Genomic DNA, 15,134 nt, shown 5'->3' with positions numbered 1-15,134 from the left:
TGTGAGCAGTTTGTGATTTTTTTTAGTAATTTTCACGATACCACGTGCCACCAAGTAATAACAGGCAGGTAAGTAACGCAAAAAATCCAGAAAATAACGAAAAATGAGAGATATTAACTGAACGAGTTTCAGTTGCTTCTTTTAGGACAATTGAATGGGAAAAGGGAGATACCTGTCCTGTTTGTGATTGAATGAGTTTGATAGGAGGAAGATGAATGTCGTTTTTTTTCTCATTATGTAAACGTATAATATGGCCACCAGTGTGTTTACTGATGGGAGCGAGTTTTTCCTCTGTTGAAATTAAGTCAGAAAATTCAAGGTTATTGGATATGCCTACGGGAGAAAGTACTGTTTGATCACCATTGCGGATCGTAAATAGCCCTATTTCGTCAGTGTTAATGGCGCCCGTAAATATACCCTCTTTCTCTTTAGTGAGGGTGATATTTTCTTTTTTTCCAGAAGGAAAAATAACTTCAGTTGGCCCGGGATGATTTTGAAGCGTTTGTCGGCGAATTGTTAAGCGGTTATGGTCGCTTATAGCGCTTAATTTTTCTTCTTCAAGTTCTGGTTCTTTCATGAGCCAATGAGAGATGCGGCGGTAAAGAGCTGCGTAGGGACCTCCACCTTCGAAGCCTCGTGCCCAAAGCCAGCTTTCATCGGAAAGCAACATGCCTACGCGGCCTTCACCGACACGGGAAAGGAGCAAAAGAGGCTCTTCATCGGCTCCTTTCATGACGGCAATACTTTTTCCTGTGTTTTGAATCGCAATTTGCCGCAACCATCGTCCCCATTGCGACGCTGGATAAGCAGGTGTCGCGAGATCTCGTGTAACAGGGTGGCGCTCACCTTCTTTGGTTAATGTAGGGCGAAAAGGCTTTTGGATAATTGCACCACTCGGTAATGCCGGCAGAACACTTATCAAAGGCGTCTTTGCAAGTGAAGATTCTTCAGTAAATTCAGGGCCCGTCACCATTAATAGTGCGCCGCCCTGTTTTACGTATTGAGCGATATAATCGTAATAAATTAATGGAAACGTGGTTGAATGTTGGTAACCGTCGAGAATAATGAGATCGAAATTATTAATATCTTCGACAAATAGTTTTGTTGTGGGAAATACGACGAGTGATAATTGACTGGAAGGTGTATCGTCCGCTTTTTCAGCTGGACGCAAAATAGTAAAATGGACAAGGTCGATATTAGAGTCACTTTTTAAAAGATCGCGCCATGTACGCTCACCATTATAAGGTGCACCCGAAATAAGAAGAACTCGTAAATTTTCTTTAATACCTTCGATAATAGTTATGGCGTGGTTGTTATCAAGGCTTAATTCACCTTCATATGTATCAGTTGTAACTTGAATAACATTTTTTTCTGCGTGGGAGAGTGTGATTTCAGTTTGGAAAATGACACCGGGAGTTACAGAATAATGGCCGACATCTTGGCCATTTACGCTGACGGTAATGTTTGCTTGCGCCGGCACGGATTCCCTGATTTTACCTTTATCTTCTACTAAAATAGACAGAGTTTGTGGTTTATTGACGAGAGCAAAACGGGGAGGGGAGACGAATTTAATCTGTCGATCAAATTCGTTTTTCTTGCCTGTTATAAGAGCGTTGATGGGTGCATTGTGGTTAAGCTCTGGTAGTGACGGAATATCGTGAATTTGCCCATCGGTGATTAAAATTGTACCTGCATAGCGAGATGGTGGTATATCGGATATGGCGTGTGCTAAAGCGTTAAATAAGTTCGTTGATGATGCATAATGGTTATCAGAAGATTTCCCAACCTCAATAAAGCGTAGCTCAAATTGCGTATAATGAGAAAGTTCATTTATTAATTGCGCGCGTGCTGTATCAGTATCCTGCGCGCGTGTGCCAAAAGTCTGACTTTCACTGTGATCGATCACAATACCCACGGTACTTTTAACAGGTTCGCGCTGCTCTTTTATGAGCGTGGGATTGAGCAAAACAAGGATAAGTGAGGCCGACGCCATAGAGCGCAATAAAGCTCTATCACGTTGTGTAATAAGGCCTATAATTATAAAAAGGGTGGTTAGTCCTCCTAAAAACAGAAGCCAAGAGATAGGCAAAAAAGGCTGAAAGGTAATAGATGGTATCATCGCCTTCTTTCTCTGTTAAAGCGCTCTAATAGTGCGGGAACATGTACCTGATCGGCTTTGTAGTTTCCCGTGAGCGTATAAATGACAATGTTTAATCCTGCACGAAATGCCCAAAGACGTTGCATAGGGTCATTAGGAACAAGCGGATATTTCCATGTGCCTTTTTCGTCCAGAGCCCAAGCGTCAGCGAAATTATTAGCGGTAATCAGAAGAGAACTGACATTGTCACCAGCAGCAATAGAATTTTTGCTCTCTTTATTCACTGATGATGCTTCAACCCATAAAAGTGAACCGCGGTAGCGTCCAGGAAAATCGGGCATAATATAAAAGGAACGGGCAACGACGTGATCGGATGATGCTGGTTCAAGGGATGGAATGTTTAATTCATTTAATATGGCACGCAATCTTTGGCTGGCTGGGGTAGCAGTTCCTTCAAGGTCGAGATTGGCGCTTATCTGATCACGAGTATCAAATAAAATTGTGCCGCCGTGTTTCATAAAAGCACTTATTTTTTCGAGGCTTTTTCTTGTTGGCATAGGACTATTAGCATCAATTGGCCAGTAAATGAGAGGATAAAAAGCCAGTTCGTCTTTATCAAGATCAAGTGCTACCACTGAACCAGGTGAAAGCATTGTGCGTTCTGCAATGAAACGACTAAGCGTCTCCAGCCCGCTCTTACTTGTTGCGTCAATTTCATAATTATTGGTTGCGACATAAGCAAGATGGGTAGAACCAGCTGCCTGCACGGTGATTTCATTATATTTTTCAGAAGATTGTGCATGAACAACTGATATATTAGGGGGTGAAATGTCGAAGCTTGCCACACAAAAGAGAAGAAGCAGAATACTGCTTTTTCGGTTGAGAAAAAAAGCTCTACCCGCCCATAAAACTAAAAAGCTGTCCAGAGCTAATAACAAACTAGCTAATCCAAAAAATAGTCCGGTAAGATCTTTTTCTTTTATATCATAGGATAAAGTAACTTCGTTGAGGTAGGGTGGTAACGGTGATTGTTTTACTAAGCGTGATGAATGGTTTAGTAAATTAAATGCATGAAGATTATCTTTAAAGCCGTAAAGTCCGGGTGGGGTACGGTAAGAGGGAAGAGGCGGTTTTTGCGCGTCAATGACCAGCGGGGCAACATGTGAGGGAGGTGTTTGCAATTGGCCGTCGGCTGTCAATATTTTCCAAGGGGGCTGTATCGTCGCTGCTTTTATTTGCATCGAGGTCTCATTTTCGTGCGCACTGAGCGCGATAAGCTTTTGCAACATTTGTGTAAAAAATCCGGAAAGCGGGAGGTTTGACCATGTGGGATCAGGCGCAATATGAACAAAAACGAGCGTCCCTTTGCCTCGGGTAGCAGCTGTAATAAGGGGAGTGCCATCAGCAAGGCTGAGCCATGTTTTTTCAAAAAGATCTGAATTTGGTTCTGCCAAGATTTGACGTGAGACAGTAACGTCTTCTGGAAAAGGAAGATCAAAGAAAAGCTTACTTTCTGTAAAAGATGCGAGTTTTTGCGGTTTTGCCCACGACATAACACTTCCAAGTAGGCGTTTTCCGTGACGTAGTGGAACAGGGAGTAAGCTGTCGTAATGTTGGGCAGTGCTCAGATTCTCTCCGGCAAAGCGGATAAGTACTCCCCCTTTATTCACAAAATCGGAGAGCTTTTTTTCTGCTTCTTTTGAGATATTAACGATATCGCCCATAATAAAGACAGATGGATTTTGTTCAAGTAAGTTGCTGATATCGCCTGAAAGCTCTCCTCCTTCAGCTGTAATAAGTTGTGCGTGCCCTTGCAGCGCTTTGATAACGTAGTAAAATGGGGAAAGTAGGGGCTGTACCATTTTGTTGATGCTTGGTGATAGGAGAGCAACACGATTTATCTGATTATGTTTGTCGACCAAAAAGGTTGCGGCAGCTTGAGGATGGTCGTTAATTTTAATCCACGCAATATCATTACGCAATTCAAGCGGTAAGTTGAAAGGGACGAGAGTTGCGGTCTCTCCTTCGCGGAAGCTCGCGCTAAAACGGCCAAGGAGCTGATTTTTTGCGTTATAAAGATTCAATGTCACCGCAGTTTTACCGCGGGCGGTCGCACGGATAACGCGCGCTGCCATGCTTCCATTATCATTTTCTATGGTTGTTATACCGACTAGATTAGAGATATCAGTTGAGTACCACAGGAGCGTTTGGGGCTTTAACTGTTCAATTAAAGCAAAAGCCTGATTATCTTCACTTGTTTGTAGTCCATCGCTCAAGTAGACGATATCGAGGGTTTCTTTGCCAATTTTTTCAATGAGTTTTTTAAGTGCATCTACACGGTTAGTAGGCCAAGGCCGAGATTGTAAATGCCTTAAATGTTGTATTGTTTCTTTTGCAGATAGAAGATCAATTTGAGTATTGTCCTCAGCTGTTGCAAGAAGATAAACACTCTTCTTGTTTTTCTCTGCTTGTGTGAGCAGAGATTGCGCGACAGCAATGCGTTTTTGCCATGCTTCGGCAGATGCCCACCCATTATCGATGATGAGCGCAAATTGCTGAGACCCCGAAAACATAACAGGTTTTTCGTTCCAATTAGGACGTGCTAAGGCAATAATGACCGAGGCCGCTATAGTTAACCGTAATAATAACATCCACCAAGATGTGCGGTCAGCCATCGTTTGCTGACCAGCTTGCTTCAACAAAAGGCGTAAAGGAGGAAAGAGCTCTTTATGAGGAGGAGGAGGTGTTTTTTTCAATAACCACCATAGAAGCGGTAAAGCAAAAAGCCCAAGCAAAAGTAAGGGGGATCCAAAACTCAACGTACCCTCCCTGCGTGAGGTGTAGAAACGTTCAGGCTGCTTATAAGCTGTAAAATGGTTTCTGTTAAGGGGCGATCGGTTTTACTAACTTGGTAAGTCCACCCTTGATGTGAACAAAAATTTATTAGTTCTTCCCGTCTTGCTTGGTAAAGTTTGCAATAATGCCCGCGGAGATTTTCCGCTTTTCCTGAAATAAATTTTTCTTCCGTTTCAGGATCAAAAAATTCTACGCGACCTGTGTAAGGAAAATGCTCTTCTGCTGGGTCAGCGACTTCAATTAAATGTGCGCTGACCTGTTTTATGGCCAAAATTTTTAAATTTTGGATTATTTTTTCAGGGTGATCGAGAAAATCGCTGATTACGATAACCTGCGAAAAGCGCGTGATAGCTGAAAAATCTGGGAATGAATTATTAATCTGATAATTTGTTAAAGCTAGGGCCATGCGCTCTGTTGCGTTTGAGGTTATCGTGGGGGCCATTAAATTAGGGACAGCGATACGTTCGCCGTCGCGTGCGAAAAGTGTGGCTAATACGAGAGAAATAATGACGGCATGATTGCCTTTAGAAATCTTAGAAAAGCGCGAACAATAATGCATGGAGGCGCTTTGATCAGGCCAGATCCAGACCGTTTGTGTGATCTCACATTCGCGTTCGCGCAGGTAAGCATTTTCACCACGTGCTGAGCGGCGCCAGTCAATGCGCGCGGCAGATTCTTCCCCAGTATAAGGACGAAATTGCCAAAAATTTTCTCCATTTCCGTGTTTGCGCTGACCGTGCCGACCAGTTGTGAGTGTATTAGCGATAAGGCGCGCTTGCAGGAGAAGATGGGGCATATCGACCACATTTTCATGTAATTTTGCAGCGAGCGATAAGGGGGCTTTTTGTAAAACTTTTTTGCCAAAGGCCATTAGAGGGCGTCTTTCACAAGATTAGCGATAATATCTTTCATAGTTATATTTTCAGCACGTGCAGAAAAATTGAGTGCCATGCGGTGCTGTAACACGGGTTGAGCTAGTGCCCGGATGTCGTCGAGTGAGGGCGCTAACCGCCCGTGGTAAAGAGCGCGAGCGCGAGCGCAAAGTGAAAGCGCTTGCGACGCTCGAGGACTCGGTCCCCAAGCAATATAGGCCGCGAGCGGATGATCGCTATTAGGGCGCGCGGAACGCACTAACTTTAAAATAGCTTCGACAACATTTTCAGAAATAGGCATTTTGCGAATGATTTGTTGAATTTTTTGCAATTTTCGGGTTGATAAAATCGGTTTCACAACTTGTCTATTCTCGCCTGTTGTTTCCAAAATAATGCGCCGTTCTGTGGTTAAATCAGGGTAACCAATATCAATCTGCATTAAAAAACGATCAAGTTGTGCTTCAGGAAGTGGGTAAGTTCCTTCCTGTTCAAGAGGATTTTGGGTTGCTAGTACGTGAAAAGGTTGTGGTAAATCGTAGCGTACGCCCGCAACAGTGACGTGATATTCTTGCATGGCCTGCAAAAGAGCTGATTGAGTGCGGGGAGATGCGCGATTAATTTCATCGGCCATAAGAAGTTGGGTGAAGACGGGACCTTGAATGTAACGAAAAGAACGTTGACCATTTTTATCTGAGTCCATAATCTCGGACCCGATGATGTCTGATGGCATTAAATCTGGTGTGAATTGGATGCGCTTTTCGTCAAGTCCTAGTACGGTTCCTAATGCTTCAATAAGACACGTTTTAGCAAGTCCTGGGGCACCAACGAGAAGAGCGTGTCCCCCGGCTAAAATAGCCGTTAAGGTATATTCAATCACACGGTTTTGCCCAAAAATGACCTCGTTAATTTCTTTTTGCAGAATACCCAATTCTTTATGTGCTTTATCAATATCACCAATAATTAATTCGGCATTATCATTGATACCGGCTTTTTTAACGGAACGGGGTATCTTATTACCTTGACTCATATTTTTTCCTTAAGGTATCTATCACGGAGTAAGGACTTTCTCCGTACGATAATAATATTTTATAATTTGTAGCAGAAAGCAAAAAGAAAAGAAGCGTAGAGAGCTATTTTTTTTTGATATTTGCGCACAGGCAGAGAATACTCTTCGTGGAGTAGGAGGTGCGGCTTTTGCGGAGATGTATCATAAATTGGTGCGTGGAAAGACTCTTAATGGAGACATAATAAGGGTTTGTTTGAAAGGCCTGAGGGGTGAGCATAACACGAGATTTCAAACAGGTTAACTGGCTACAGCATGGACAAATACAAACACTTCTTCATGTTTTATCGTTGAATGGCGAGGAAGCGCGCGTAGTTGGAGGGGCGGTGCGTAATCAGCTTCTTGGGCAACCTATTAGTGATATCGATATTGCTACCACCTGTTTGCCGCAAGAGGTTATAAAGCGTGCGAAAGAAGCAGGGTTTAAAGCTATTCCCACTGGTGTTGATTTTGGTACAGTAACAGTAGTCGCTGAAACGTGTTCTTATGAGGTGACAACTCTTCGCTCTGATATTGAGACGGACGGTCGACATGCAAAGGTTGTTTTCAGCCGTGATTGGAAAAAAGACGCTGAACGGCGAGATTTTACTATTAACGCACTTTATTGCGATGCGGCTGGCCAGCTTTACGATGAAGTGGGAGGTTTAATTGATATTGCGAGCCGGACGGTACGTTTTATAGGCACCGCAGAGAAGCGTATTTGCGAGGATTATTTGCGTATTTTACGTTTTTTTCGCTTTTTTGCGTGGTATGGGGCAGGGCGGCCTGATGCGCAGGGATTAAAAGCGTGTGTTCGTTTAAAGCAAGGTTTGAAAAAACTTTCACCTGAGCGTGTTTGGGGGGAAATGAAAAAACTTCTTTGTGCGCCGGATCCAACACGTGCCCTTTTATGGATGCGCCAAGGTGGCATTTTGACGCTCATTTTGCCTGAAACAGAAAAGTGGGGCATTGATGCTATTCACTCACTGGTAGAAACAGAGCATGCTCTTCGTTGGAAAATAGATCCATTACTGCGGTTAGAGAGCCTTCTTCCTCCCGATGTTGCGCGTATTCACGATATGGCTCGCCGTTTGCGTTTATCTAATAAGGAGAAAGTACGATTAAAAGAATGGGCAGAATTGGAGAAGATTGACGAAAATTATTCAGATATTTTTTTAAAAAAATTAATTTATTTCCGTGGTAGGCAGCCAATTTTGGACCAGTTATCCTTATCTTTGGCGGCAGCGCGCGCTGCCTCTTCAGGAAAAGATCAGGATTTGCAAAAAGAAAGACATTATGCCAGGCTTTACCAGTTTGCCCAAAAATGGCAAATTCCAGTATTTCCTGTTAGTGGGAAGGATTTGATGAAAAAAGGTTTGGCTAAAGGGGTGCTTTTAGGAGAAAAGCTAAAAGAACTGGAAGCAATATGGGTTGAGAGTGGATTTTTGATAGATCAAAATGAGCTACTAGAAAGAATTGAAGGGTGATGCCGAGTTTTTGTCGAAATTATCGAGTTCTTTTCCCTTGGACAATTTTTTCTTTTATTTTCATAAGGTTTTATTGCTTTCACTGATAGCCAATTTGGCGAAGGGCTTCTCCTGTTGTCATGGCCACGCTCATAGCGAGATTCAAGGAGCGTGCATGCGGCTGCATGGGAATCGTCAGCGAGTCGTGAATATCTTTATAAACATAATCGGGAACGCCAGCTGATTCACGACCAAAAAGTAAAACATCATTTTTCTGGTAACATATGTTTGTATAGCATGTTTTGGCCTTCGTGCTCAAAAGCAGGAGGCGGCGGTTAAAATACCGCATTGCATCAATAAAATGCTGCCAATCAATATGGCGTTCTATCGAGGTACGTTCGATATAATCCATACCTGCTCGTTTAAGGTTGCGATCCGATAAATCGAAGCCTGCAGGTTCGATGATATGCACGTGCAAACCAAGACAAGCGCTGAGGCGTAAAATCGTCCCCGTATTACCAGCAATATCTGGTTGGAAAAGAGCGATATGGAGTGTCATAGGCCGTGAATATGGTATTCAGACTAATTTGTAAAGGAGACATGGAATTTGTTTCAGGCTTATATAGTAAAGGGAGAGCACTGGGTTATAATTTATTTTGAATCTCGGGGGAGTTTATGCGCGTAAATATTTTTCATATATTGCAAGTAACTGAATCTACGTTATTGAGGTCAGAGACACACTCCGAGGAACATAGGAGTGGCTTTAAGCGGAAGTGATTTTAGGTACATTTTTTTAATGAACATACGCCTACCTCTTTTGAGAGCTCGCTGCTTTTTGTCAACATCACGATTGTATTCTGGCCCATTATTATGGCGATTGACGGTACTGACCGCGGTTGTGAAAATGTTTCTTTTTGATTTGAACAACTCAGTTTTGGATTAACTGACTACGAGTCAACATAAGGCGTTTTTGTTGCATAAAGTTGGAAGTTAGCTACTGTCATTAATATTACCGGGGCGTTTTTGTTTTTCTACTATTAGTTGTTATTGCGCGTGGTGTTGTGGTTCGCTAGATTACACGGGGCTGTTGCTTCTTTTTGTTTAGACAGGTCGTTATTTATGGATTTTTGTGCGCGTTGGCCGTTTATATTATTTTCACGGTTAGTGGGAATCTTACGTCGACGTAAGAGAGCGCTTATTCAAAGATAGGCGACCGTGTCATTAACTTTTAAGCGCAACAGCGAAATTCATTTTCATAATGGGCTTAAGGAATTATTTGCGTGATAAGAATTCAAAAATTTTCAGCTTAGTGACGACAATAACGTGCACTCTACGCACTCTAATTTTTTTAAGCGGGGGCACTAACAAATAGGAGTTCATTCTGTGTAGGAAAATGTCGATATATCCGACATAAAACAGGGCAGACATGAGCTCACAATTAGCATGCTATATTTAAAATGCAACGTCTAATAGGGCTAAGCTGCGCAAGCGGAAGTGAGGAAAGGAAATTATGCTGCATTCAGATAAAAAGCAACTTGGGATAAGTTTGCCGACAACTTTTGATATTTTAAAAAAGCAGTGAACTCGCGAGATATTACTTATCAATCTTTAAACCTAGTTTATTTTACATATTTTAAGCTCTCGTGATATGGCGTTTGTAACGGACTGCGTAAGGACGGTGTTTTATCTGAGGATAAATTCTATTTGTAGGGGGCAAATTTCAGAAAAAGTTAAATATTTATGCACGCGATGTGCCTACTTGTTCGATATCAGGCGGCCGAAACTCTTATAAGTTTCGTGGGGAAGTGAATTTTCGCATCATTTTTAGTTATTTTGAAGAGTTTGCTTGTATTACAAAAAATTAAATTTGGTATGTTTGTGATATAAAATTTGCGGAAAAATTGAAGAAAAAAAGTTGAGGTGACTGATCTTGGAGAAGTACAGAGGGAACAAATTAAGCTATCGCACGTTGAAAGTCCGTAAGTAAAAATGGAGATATTAAAATGAAGAAAATTGCTTTCGCTACTTTTGTGTCAGGCCTTATGGTTTCTAGTGTTTATGCCCAGCCTTCTGTTATGCCTTCTGCGTCTGAAATGATTTCATCAACTGGCATCGTACAGGTCGATTCAAATACGGTAGTGCGTTATGTCACGCCTGCTGCAACTGACTTTACTGCTTCAAGTCTTATTGGTGCACAAGTGTATAATGTAGATGATGAAAATATCGGTGAAGTGAAAGATATTATTTTGGACAAAGATGACGTCGGGGGATTTGTGATTGGTGTCGGTGGTTTCCTCGGTATAGGTGAACGTTATGTTGCTGTTTCTCCCGAAACGGTCCAGATGACAAATGATTATGGAAAATGGAAATTTATTATTAATGCAACGAAAGATTCTCTTAAGACAGCCCCAGAATTTAAATATGAAGGCCGTTGAGTACGTTAATTTTTAACATTTTTATTTTTAACGGATAGCCCAGCCGCGTGAGGGCGGCTGTTTCCGTTAAAACTCTCTTTTTGAGAAGGGGAAATCGCTTTATATAGAAAGTTGCTTTGGGTAGCTAAGCGACGATAAAATTTAGACAAAAGTGCCTCAGTCTTAAGTGTTATGTTTAAATAGCATGATGTCGCCGTCTTGCACGATGTATTCTTTTCCTTCATCACGAGCTTTGCCTGCTTCTTTTGCTCCATTTTCTCCACCTGAGGTAATGTAATCTTCGTAGCTAATAGTTTGGGCGCGAATAAAGCCACGTTCAAAGTCTGAGTGAATTATTCCAGCTGCTTGAGGTGCTTTAGCGCCGCGGACGATCGTCCATGCCCGTGTTTCTTTAGGTCCACAAGTAAAATAAGTAATCAAATCAAGTAGATGATAGCCAGCACGAATAAGCCGATTAAGGCCAGGTTCAGTCAGCCCTAGGGCGCTGAGATATTCTACAGATTCTTCTTCAGTAAGTTGGGCGATTTCAGATTCGATGGAGGCAGAAATGATAATGCTTTGCGTGTTTTGCTCTGTTGCCATTTTTTCAACTGCTTGAGTTAATTCATTACCACGAGCAGCATCATTTTCGCTTACATTGCAGACATAAAGCACGGGCTTAGAAGTTAAAAGATTCAGGCTATTAAGAATATAGCGCTCGTCAGCGGAAATATTTTTGAGCAATAACCGTACAGGGTGTCCTTTTTGTAGTAATTTCAACGCTGCTTCCATCATAGGAAGAATCGACAGCGCTTCTCTGTCTTTTCCGGTTGCACGTTTGCGGATTTGTAAGATTCGTCGCTCAAGACTTTCGAGATCTGCAAGCATAAGCTCTGTTTCAACGGTTGTCGCATCAGAAACAGGGTCAATCCGACCTTCTACATGGGCGATATCTTCATCTTTGAAACACCTTAAAACATGGATAATGGCGTCAACTTCACGAATATTGGCTAAAAATTTATTGCCTAGGCCTTCGCCTTTTGATGCACCACGCACGAGCCCTGCAATATCAACAAAATTAATACGTGCAGGAATTATTTCTTTGGAACATGCGATGGAAGCAATTTTTTGCATTCGCGGATCAGGGACAGCCACTTCACCTGTGTTAGGTTCGATTGTACAAAAAGGGTAATTAGCAGCTTGTGCTGTGGCTGTTTTCGTTAACGCATTAAAAAGAGTCGATTTGCCAACATTAGGCAACCCGACGATGCCACATTTGAATCCCATAGGCCCTCTTTCTGTGTAATTGTGGTTTTTTATTCTAGTCAGTCGAAATAAAATAATGTTAGCACTTCTATAGCACGTTTTTAGGGGAGTTCTAGTCTACAGTTATTATAATGGCGCAAAAAAGGTAGATCGAGCAATTATTATCATTTTTTTAAATGTTCGATTTTAAATATTCTTTATTGTAGAAGTGATGAAGTTTTGTGATAATGAAATTACAGCTGGGCGTCGGTTACGCGCTAAATTTTCGTAGTATGATAATATACATAATAAATAATCGGAGAGAATATGGGATTGTTATCTCGTTGTATTTTTTTAATTGCAGCTCTTGCGACGTTAGCGGGCTGCTCTATGTTCCGGTCAGATATGTCGCCGGTTTCTTCCCCGCGGGTTCAGAATGTTCCAGAGGAAGTGCGGGCTTTATATGGGCCTGTAACGAACGAGCCTTATGCGTTGCCTGCAGTTGATATAGCAGCAATTGATCCGAAATTTTGGCGTCAGCAAGTAGATTATGACACTATTTATCCAGCTGGTACGTTGGTCGTGGATACCAATGCGCGTTTTCTTTACCTTGTTGGTGAAAATGGAAAAGCTTTACGTTACGGTATCGGTGTAGGTAAAGAAGGTTTGGCATTTGAAGGCGAGGGGACTATACAATATAAGCGCCGTTGGCCGAATTGGGCTCCTACTGAAGCTATGATGGCTCGCGAACCAGAGCGTTATGGCCATTTAGCGCAAGGTATGCCACCAGGGCCTGATAATCCACTGGGTGCGCGGGCGTTGTATCTTTTCAAAAATGGAAAGGACACACTTTTCCGTATTCATGGCTCACACGAAGCGTGGTCGATTGGTCACGCTATGTCAAGCGGGTGTATCCGCTTACTAAACCAAGATATTATTGACCTTTACGGCCGTGTCCCTAAAGGCTCACGTGTGGTCGTGTTGCAAAATGGTGAAGATGCTTTCAGCATGCCAGATACGAGATCAGTGGTCTCGCGGGGTGATAAATGGGCACTAAGTGCTCCGGATTCAAAATCGGCAGATTCGCAGGGTGCTAGACGGGCGCCAAGTGCTCCGGATTCAAAATCGGCAGATTCGCAGGGTGCTAGATGGGCGCTAAGTGCTCCGGATTCAAAATCGGCAGACTCGCAAGGTGCTAGATGGGCGTCAAGTGCTCCAGATTCAAAATCATTAGCCTCGCAGGATGCTAGACAAGCATCAAGCAAATCAAGATATAGGCCGGCTATGAATCGTCGACAGCCGGATGTTAGCTCAGACGATTTATTCTAGTTTTGAGCGGCACAGTATCGGGTAGATCGGTTTGATCAATTTTGTGTTTTTTGCTTCAGGCTTATACATTTTGACATTCTTATTAGTAAAGGGAATGCCATATGTAAGAACCGCGAGAGAGGGCGCGTAGTTAAATTTATACACTCAAGACCGGCGATATACTATTGTGATTCTTTGTTTTCTGTTGCTAAGCAAATCTTATTCATAAAGCGGTTAGCATCTTCCTTGATTAAAACGACAATATTGTTTGCGATTGCGTTTAATAAACGGGGAAGCCATTCTTGATCGGATTTTGTAAAATTTCCTAAAACATATTGTGAAACCAATTCTTTGGAACCAGGGTGCCCAATCCCTAAGCGCAGGCGGCGGTAATCGTTGCCGCAATGAATATCGATAGATTTTATGCCGTTATGTCCATTACTCCCTCCTCCGGTTTTTATACGCACTCTCCCGGCTGGCAAATTGAGTTCATCATGGATGACAATTAAGTTGCTTAAGTCTAATTTATAAAACTGCAAAATTTCACTAATGGCTTGGCCGGATAAATTCATGAAAGTTTGAGGTTTTACGAGAAGAATTTTTTCGCCATGTATAAGGCAGTTAGAAATTTCGGCTTGAAATTTTTTTGACCATGAAGAAAAGGGAAAAGATTTGTGAATGGCATCAACAGCCATGAAACCTATGTTATGGCGGTTATTTTGATAGTGCGAACCGGGGTTGCCGAGACCAGCAATAAGCAACATGCGCGCCTTCAGTAGAGTGTGAGAAATTAGCGAAATATTTAACGGAAAGGCGGGATTTTTCCCGCCTTCTAGAATTCGCTAATTATTTATGCCGTTTTCACCATTTTCTTGTTCTGAAGCATCGTCGTCAGCACTCATGCTAGCAGGGGCTGCAATGGTTGCAATGGTGAAGTCTCGATCTTGGATAACCGGGACAACACCCTCTGGAAGTTGTACCGCTGAAATATGGATAGAATCGCCAATAGAATAGCCGGAAAGATCAATCTTAATCGATTCAGGGATGGCATTTGCCGGCGCGGTACATTCAATTTCATGGCGCACGATATTTAAAACACCACCTCGTTTAATGCCTGGGGCTATATCTTCATTGAGGAAGTGAACGGGAATATCCACTTGTACGACCGATTCTGCAGAAATACGCAAAAAATCTACATGCACAGGAACGTCACGAACTGGATCAAGTTGGTAATCTTTAGGTAAAACCTGAATTTTTTGTTTACCGACTTCAACAGTAGCGACTGTAGTACGAAAGCCGCCTGCGTGAATTTTATAAAAAATTTCCTTGTAGGAAACCGCAACAGCTAAAGGAGGTTGCTTGTTGCCATAGATGATGGCCGGGATAAGACCGTCGCGGCGAAGTGCACGGGAGGACCCCTTACCAACCCGCTCGCGTATTTCGGCCTTAAGAGTGTAGCTTTTGCTCATAATTAAGCCCCTTTTACATGATTGGAGATTCACTAAAAATCAACAACGATTTTTACATGAATATGAAGGTACGCGCTGTAAGGCAGCGATTGCTCCACCCTACGTTGCCTCCAAGGGTGTCTACGTAGGAGCTCCATTCTATAATTCAAACCATCCACAGATGCAAGAGTTGCGAGAAAAATCCGTGGTTGTTCACTATTAATGCAGAGAAAATATTACAGAGACGAAGTAAACACAGCATCAGTCAGTGTTAATCGGTATCTCTGCATGTTAGATGAAGGAGATATTATAAAGTCTAGGGCGTACAAGAATGATGTGCCGGAGCAGGGCTTGCCACACAAATTGGTGCTGGCTGCCTGTTAAT

General features: G+C 42.5%; 10 protein-coding genes and 1 pseudogene. 3 read left to right on the top strand and 8 right to left on the bottom strand.

Features of this window, described 5'->3' with window-relative positions; translation table 11 throughout:
- Window positions 1–22: 22 nt before the first annotated feature.
- The 4 genes from BANH1_RS04790 to BANH1_RS04775 are packed head-to-tail and all read right to left on the bottom strand — an operon-like array spanning window position 23 to window position 6,853.
- A complete protein-coding gene (locus tag BANH1_RS04790) occupies window positions 23–2,119 on the bottom strand; it encodes a glutamine amidotransferase (RefSeq protein WP_015398278.1) in 2,097 nt (698 codons plus the stop codon).
- The gene (locus tag BANH1_RS04785) at window positions 2,116–4,917 is read right to left on the bottom strand and encodes a DUF4159 domain-containing protein (protein ID WP_015398277.1); all 2,802 of its coding nucleotides are present in this window, start codon (window positions 4,915–4,917) and stop codon (window positions 2,116–2,118) included. The genes BANH1_RS04790 and BANH1_RS04785 overlap by 4 nt, the downstream gene beginning before the upstream one ends.
- Window positions 4,914–5,825 (bottom strand): DUF58 domain-containing protein, encoded by a 912-nt coding sequence (locus tag BANH1_RS04780; protein WP_015398276.1) that lies wholly within the window; start codon window positions 5,823–5,825, stop codon window positions 4,914–4,916. The genes BANH1_RS04785 and BANH1_RS04780 overlap by 4 nt, the downstream gene beginning before the upstream one ends.
- Window positions 5,825–6,853 (bottom strand): AAA family ATPase, encoded by a 1,029-nt coding sequence (locus tag BANH1_RS04775; protein WP_015398275.1) that lies wholly within the window; start codon window positions 6,851–6,853, stop codon window positions 5,825–5,827. Before BANH1_RS04775 ends, BANH1_RS04780 begins: the two co-directional genes overlap by 1 nt.
- A 248-nt stretch (window positions 6,854–7,101) precedes the next feature.
- Between BANH1_RS04775 and BANH1_RS04770 the strand changes: the two genes are divergently transcribed.
- Complete coding sequence (locus BANH1_RS04770) at window positions 7,102–8,355, top strand: CCA tRNA nucleotidyltransferase (RefSeq protein ID WP_015398274.1); 1,254 nt, start codon at window positions 7,102–7,104, stop codon at window positions 8,353–8,355.
- 79 nt (window positions 8,356–8,434) lie between these two features.
- On the opposite strand, the gene BANH1_RS04765 is transcribed toward BANH1_RS04770, so the two are convergent.
- Window positions 8,435–8,893: a tRNA (cytidine(34)-2'-O)-methyltransferase gene (locus BANH1_RS04765; RefSeq protein ID WP_015398273.1), complete on the bottom strand. Its 459-nt coding sequence runs from the start codon at window positions 8,891–8,893 to the stop codon at window positions 8,435–8,437.
- A gap of 1,444 nt (window positions 8,894–10,337) precedes the next feature.
- On the opposite strand from BANH1_RS04765, the gene BANH1_RS04760 reads away from it, so the two are divergent.
- On the top strand, window positions 10,338–10,769 hold the full coding sequence (locus BANH1_RS04760) for a PRC-barrel domain-containing protein (RefSeq protein WP_015398272.1): 432 nt from the start codon (window positions 10,338–10,340) through the stop codon (window positions 10,767–10,769).
- A 162-nt stretch (window positions 10,770–10,931) separates the two neighbouring features.
- Here BANH1_RS04760 and ychF read toward each other — a convergent pair whose 3' ends face one another.
- Window positions 10,932–12,035 (bottom strand): redox-regulated ATPase YchF, encoded by a 1,104-nt coding sequence (gene ychF, locus BANH1_RS04755; protein WP_015398271.1) that lies wholly within the window; start codon window positions 12,033–12,035, stop codon window positions 10,932–10,934.
- Window positions 12,036–12,326: 291 nt separating this feature from the next.
- Between ychF and BANH1_RS04750 the strand changes: the two are divergent.
- Window positions 12,327–12,995 (top strand): annotated as a pseudogene (locus BANH1_RS04750) (L,D-transpeptidase); the annotation flags it as partial.
- A gap of 488 nt (window positions 12,996–13,483) precedes the next feature.
- Here BANH1_RS04750 and pth read toward each other — a convergent pair.
- Both pth and BANH1_RS04740 read right to left on the bottom strand, forming a co-directional pair.
- Complete coding sequence (gene pth, locus BANH1_RS04745; protein WP_015398269.1) at window positions 13,484–14,065, bottom strand: aminoacyl-tRNA hydrolase; 582 nt, start codon at window positions 14,063–14,065, stop codon at window positions 13,484–13,486.
- 78 nt (window positions 14,066–14,143) lie between these two features.
- Entirely contained in the window at window positions 14,144–14,770 is a 627-nt protein-coding gene (locus BANH1_RS04740) for a 50S ribosomal protein L25/general stress protein Ctc (protein ID WP_015398268.1), read from the bottom strand.
- Window positions 14,771–15,134: the final 364 nt, after the last annotated feature.

Origin of the sequence: Bartonella australis AUST/NH1, assembly GCF_000341355.1 — a bacterium.
Taxonomy (GTDB): Bacteria; Pseudomonadota; Alphaproteobacteria; order Rhizobiales; family Rhizobiaceae; genus Bartonella; species Bartonella australis.
The sequence above is the reverse complement of the archived record's forward strand: the minus strand, read 5'-3'. Positions and strand labels throughout refer to the sequence as shown.

Coding starts and splice junctions, on each gene's coding strand:
- BANH1_RS04790 (WP_015398278.1), bottom strand. CDS start 2,119: ATGATACCATCTATTACCTTTCAGCCTTTTTTGCCTATCTCTTGGCTT.
- BANH1_RS04780 (WP_015398276.1), bottom strand. CDS start 5,825: ATGGCCTTTGGCAAAAAAGTTTTACAAAAAGCCCCCTTATCGCTCGCT.
- BANH1_RS04775 (WP_015398275.1), bottom strand. CDS start 6,853: ATGAGTCAAGGTAATAAGATACCCCGTTCCGTTAAAAAAGCCGGTATC.
- BANH1_RS04765 (WP_015398273.1), bottom strand. CDS start 8,893: ATGACACTCCATATCGCTCTTTTCCAACCAGATATTGCTGGTAATACG.
- BANH1_RS04760 (WP_015398272.1), top strand. CDS start 10,338: ATGAAGAAAATTGCTTTCGCTACTTTTGTGTCAGGCCTTATGGTTTCT.
- ychF (WP_015398271.1), bottom strand. CDS start 12,035: ATGGGATTCAAATGTGGCATCGTCGGGTTGCCTAATGTTGGCAAATCG.
- pth (WP_015398269.1), bottom strand. CDS start 14,065: ATGTTGCTTATTGCTGGTCTCGGCAACCCCGGTTCGCACTATCAAAAT.
- BANH1_RS04740 (WP_015398268.1), bottom strand. CDS start 14,770: ATGAGCAAAAGCTACACTCTTAAGGCCGAAATACGCGAGCGGGTTGGT.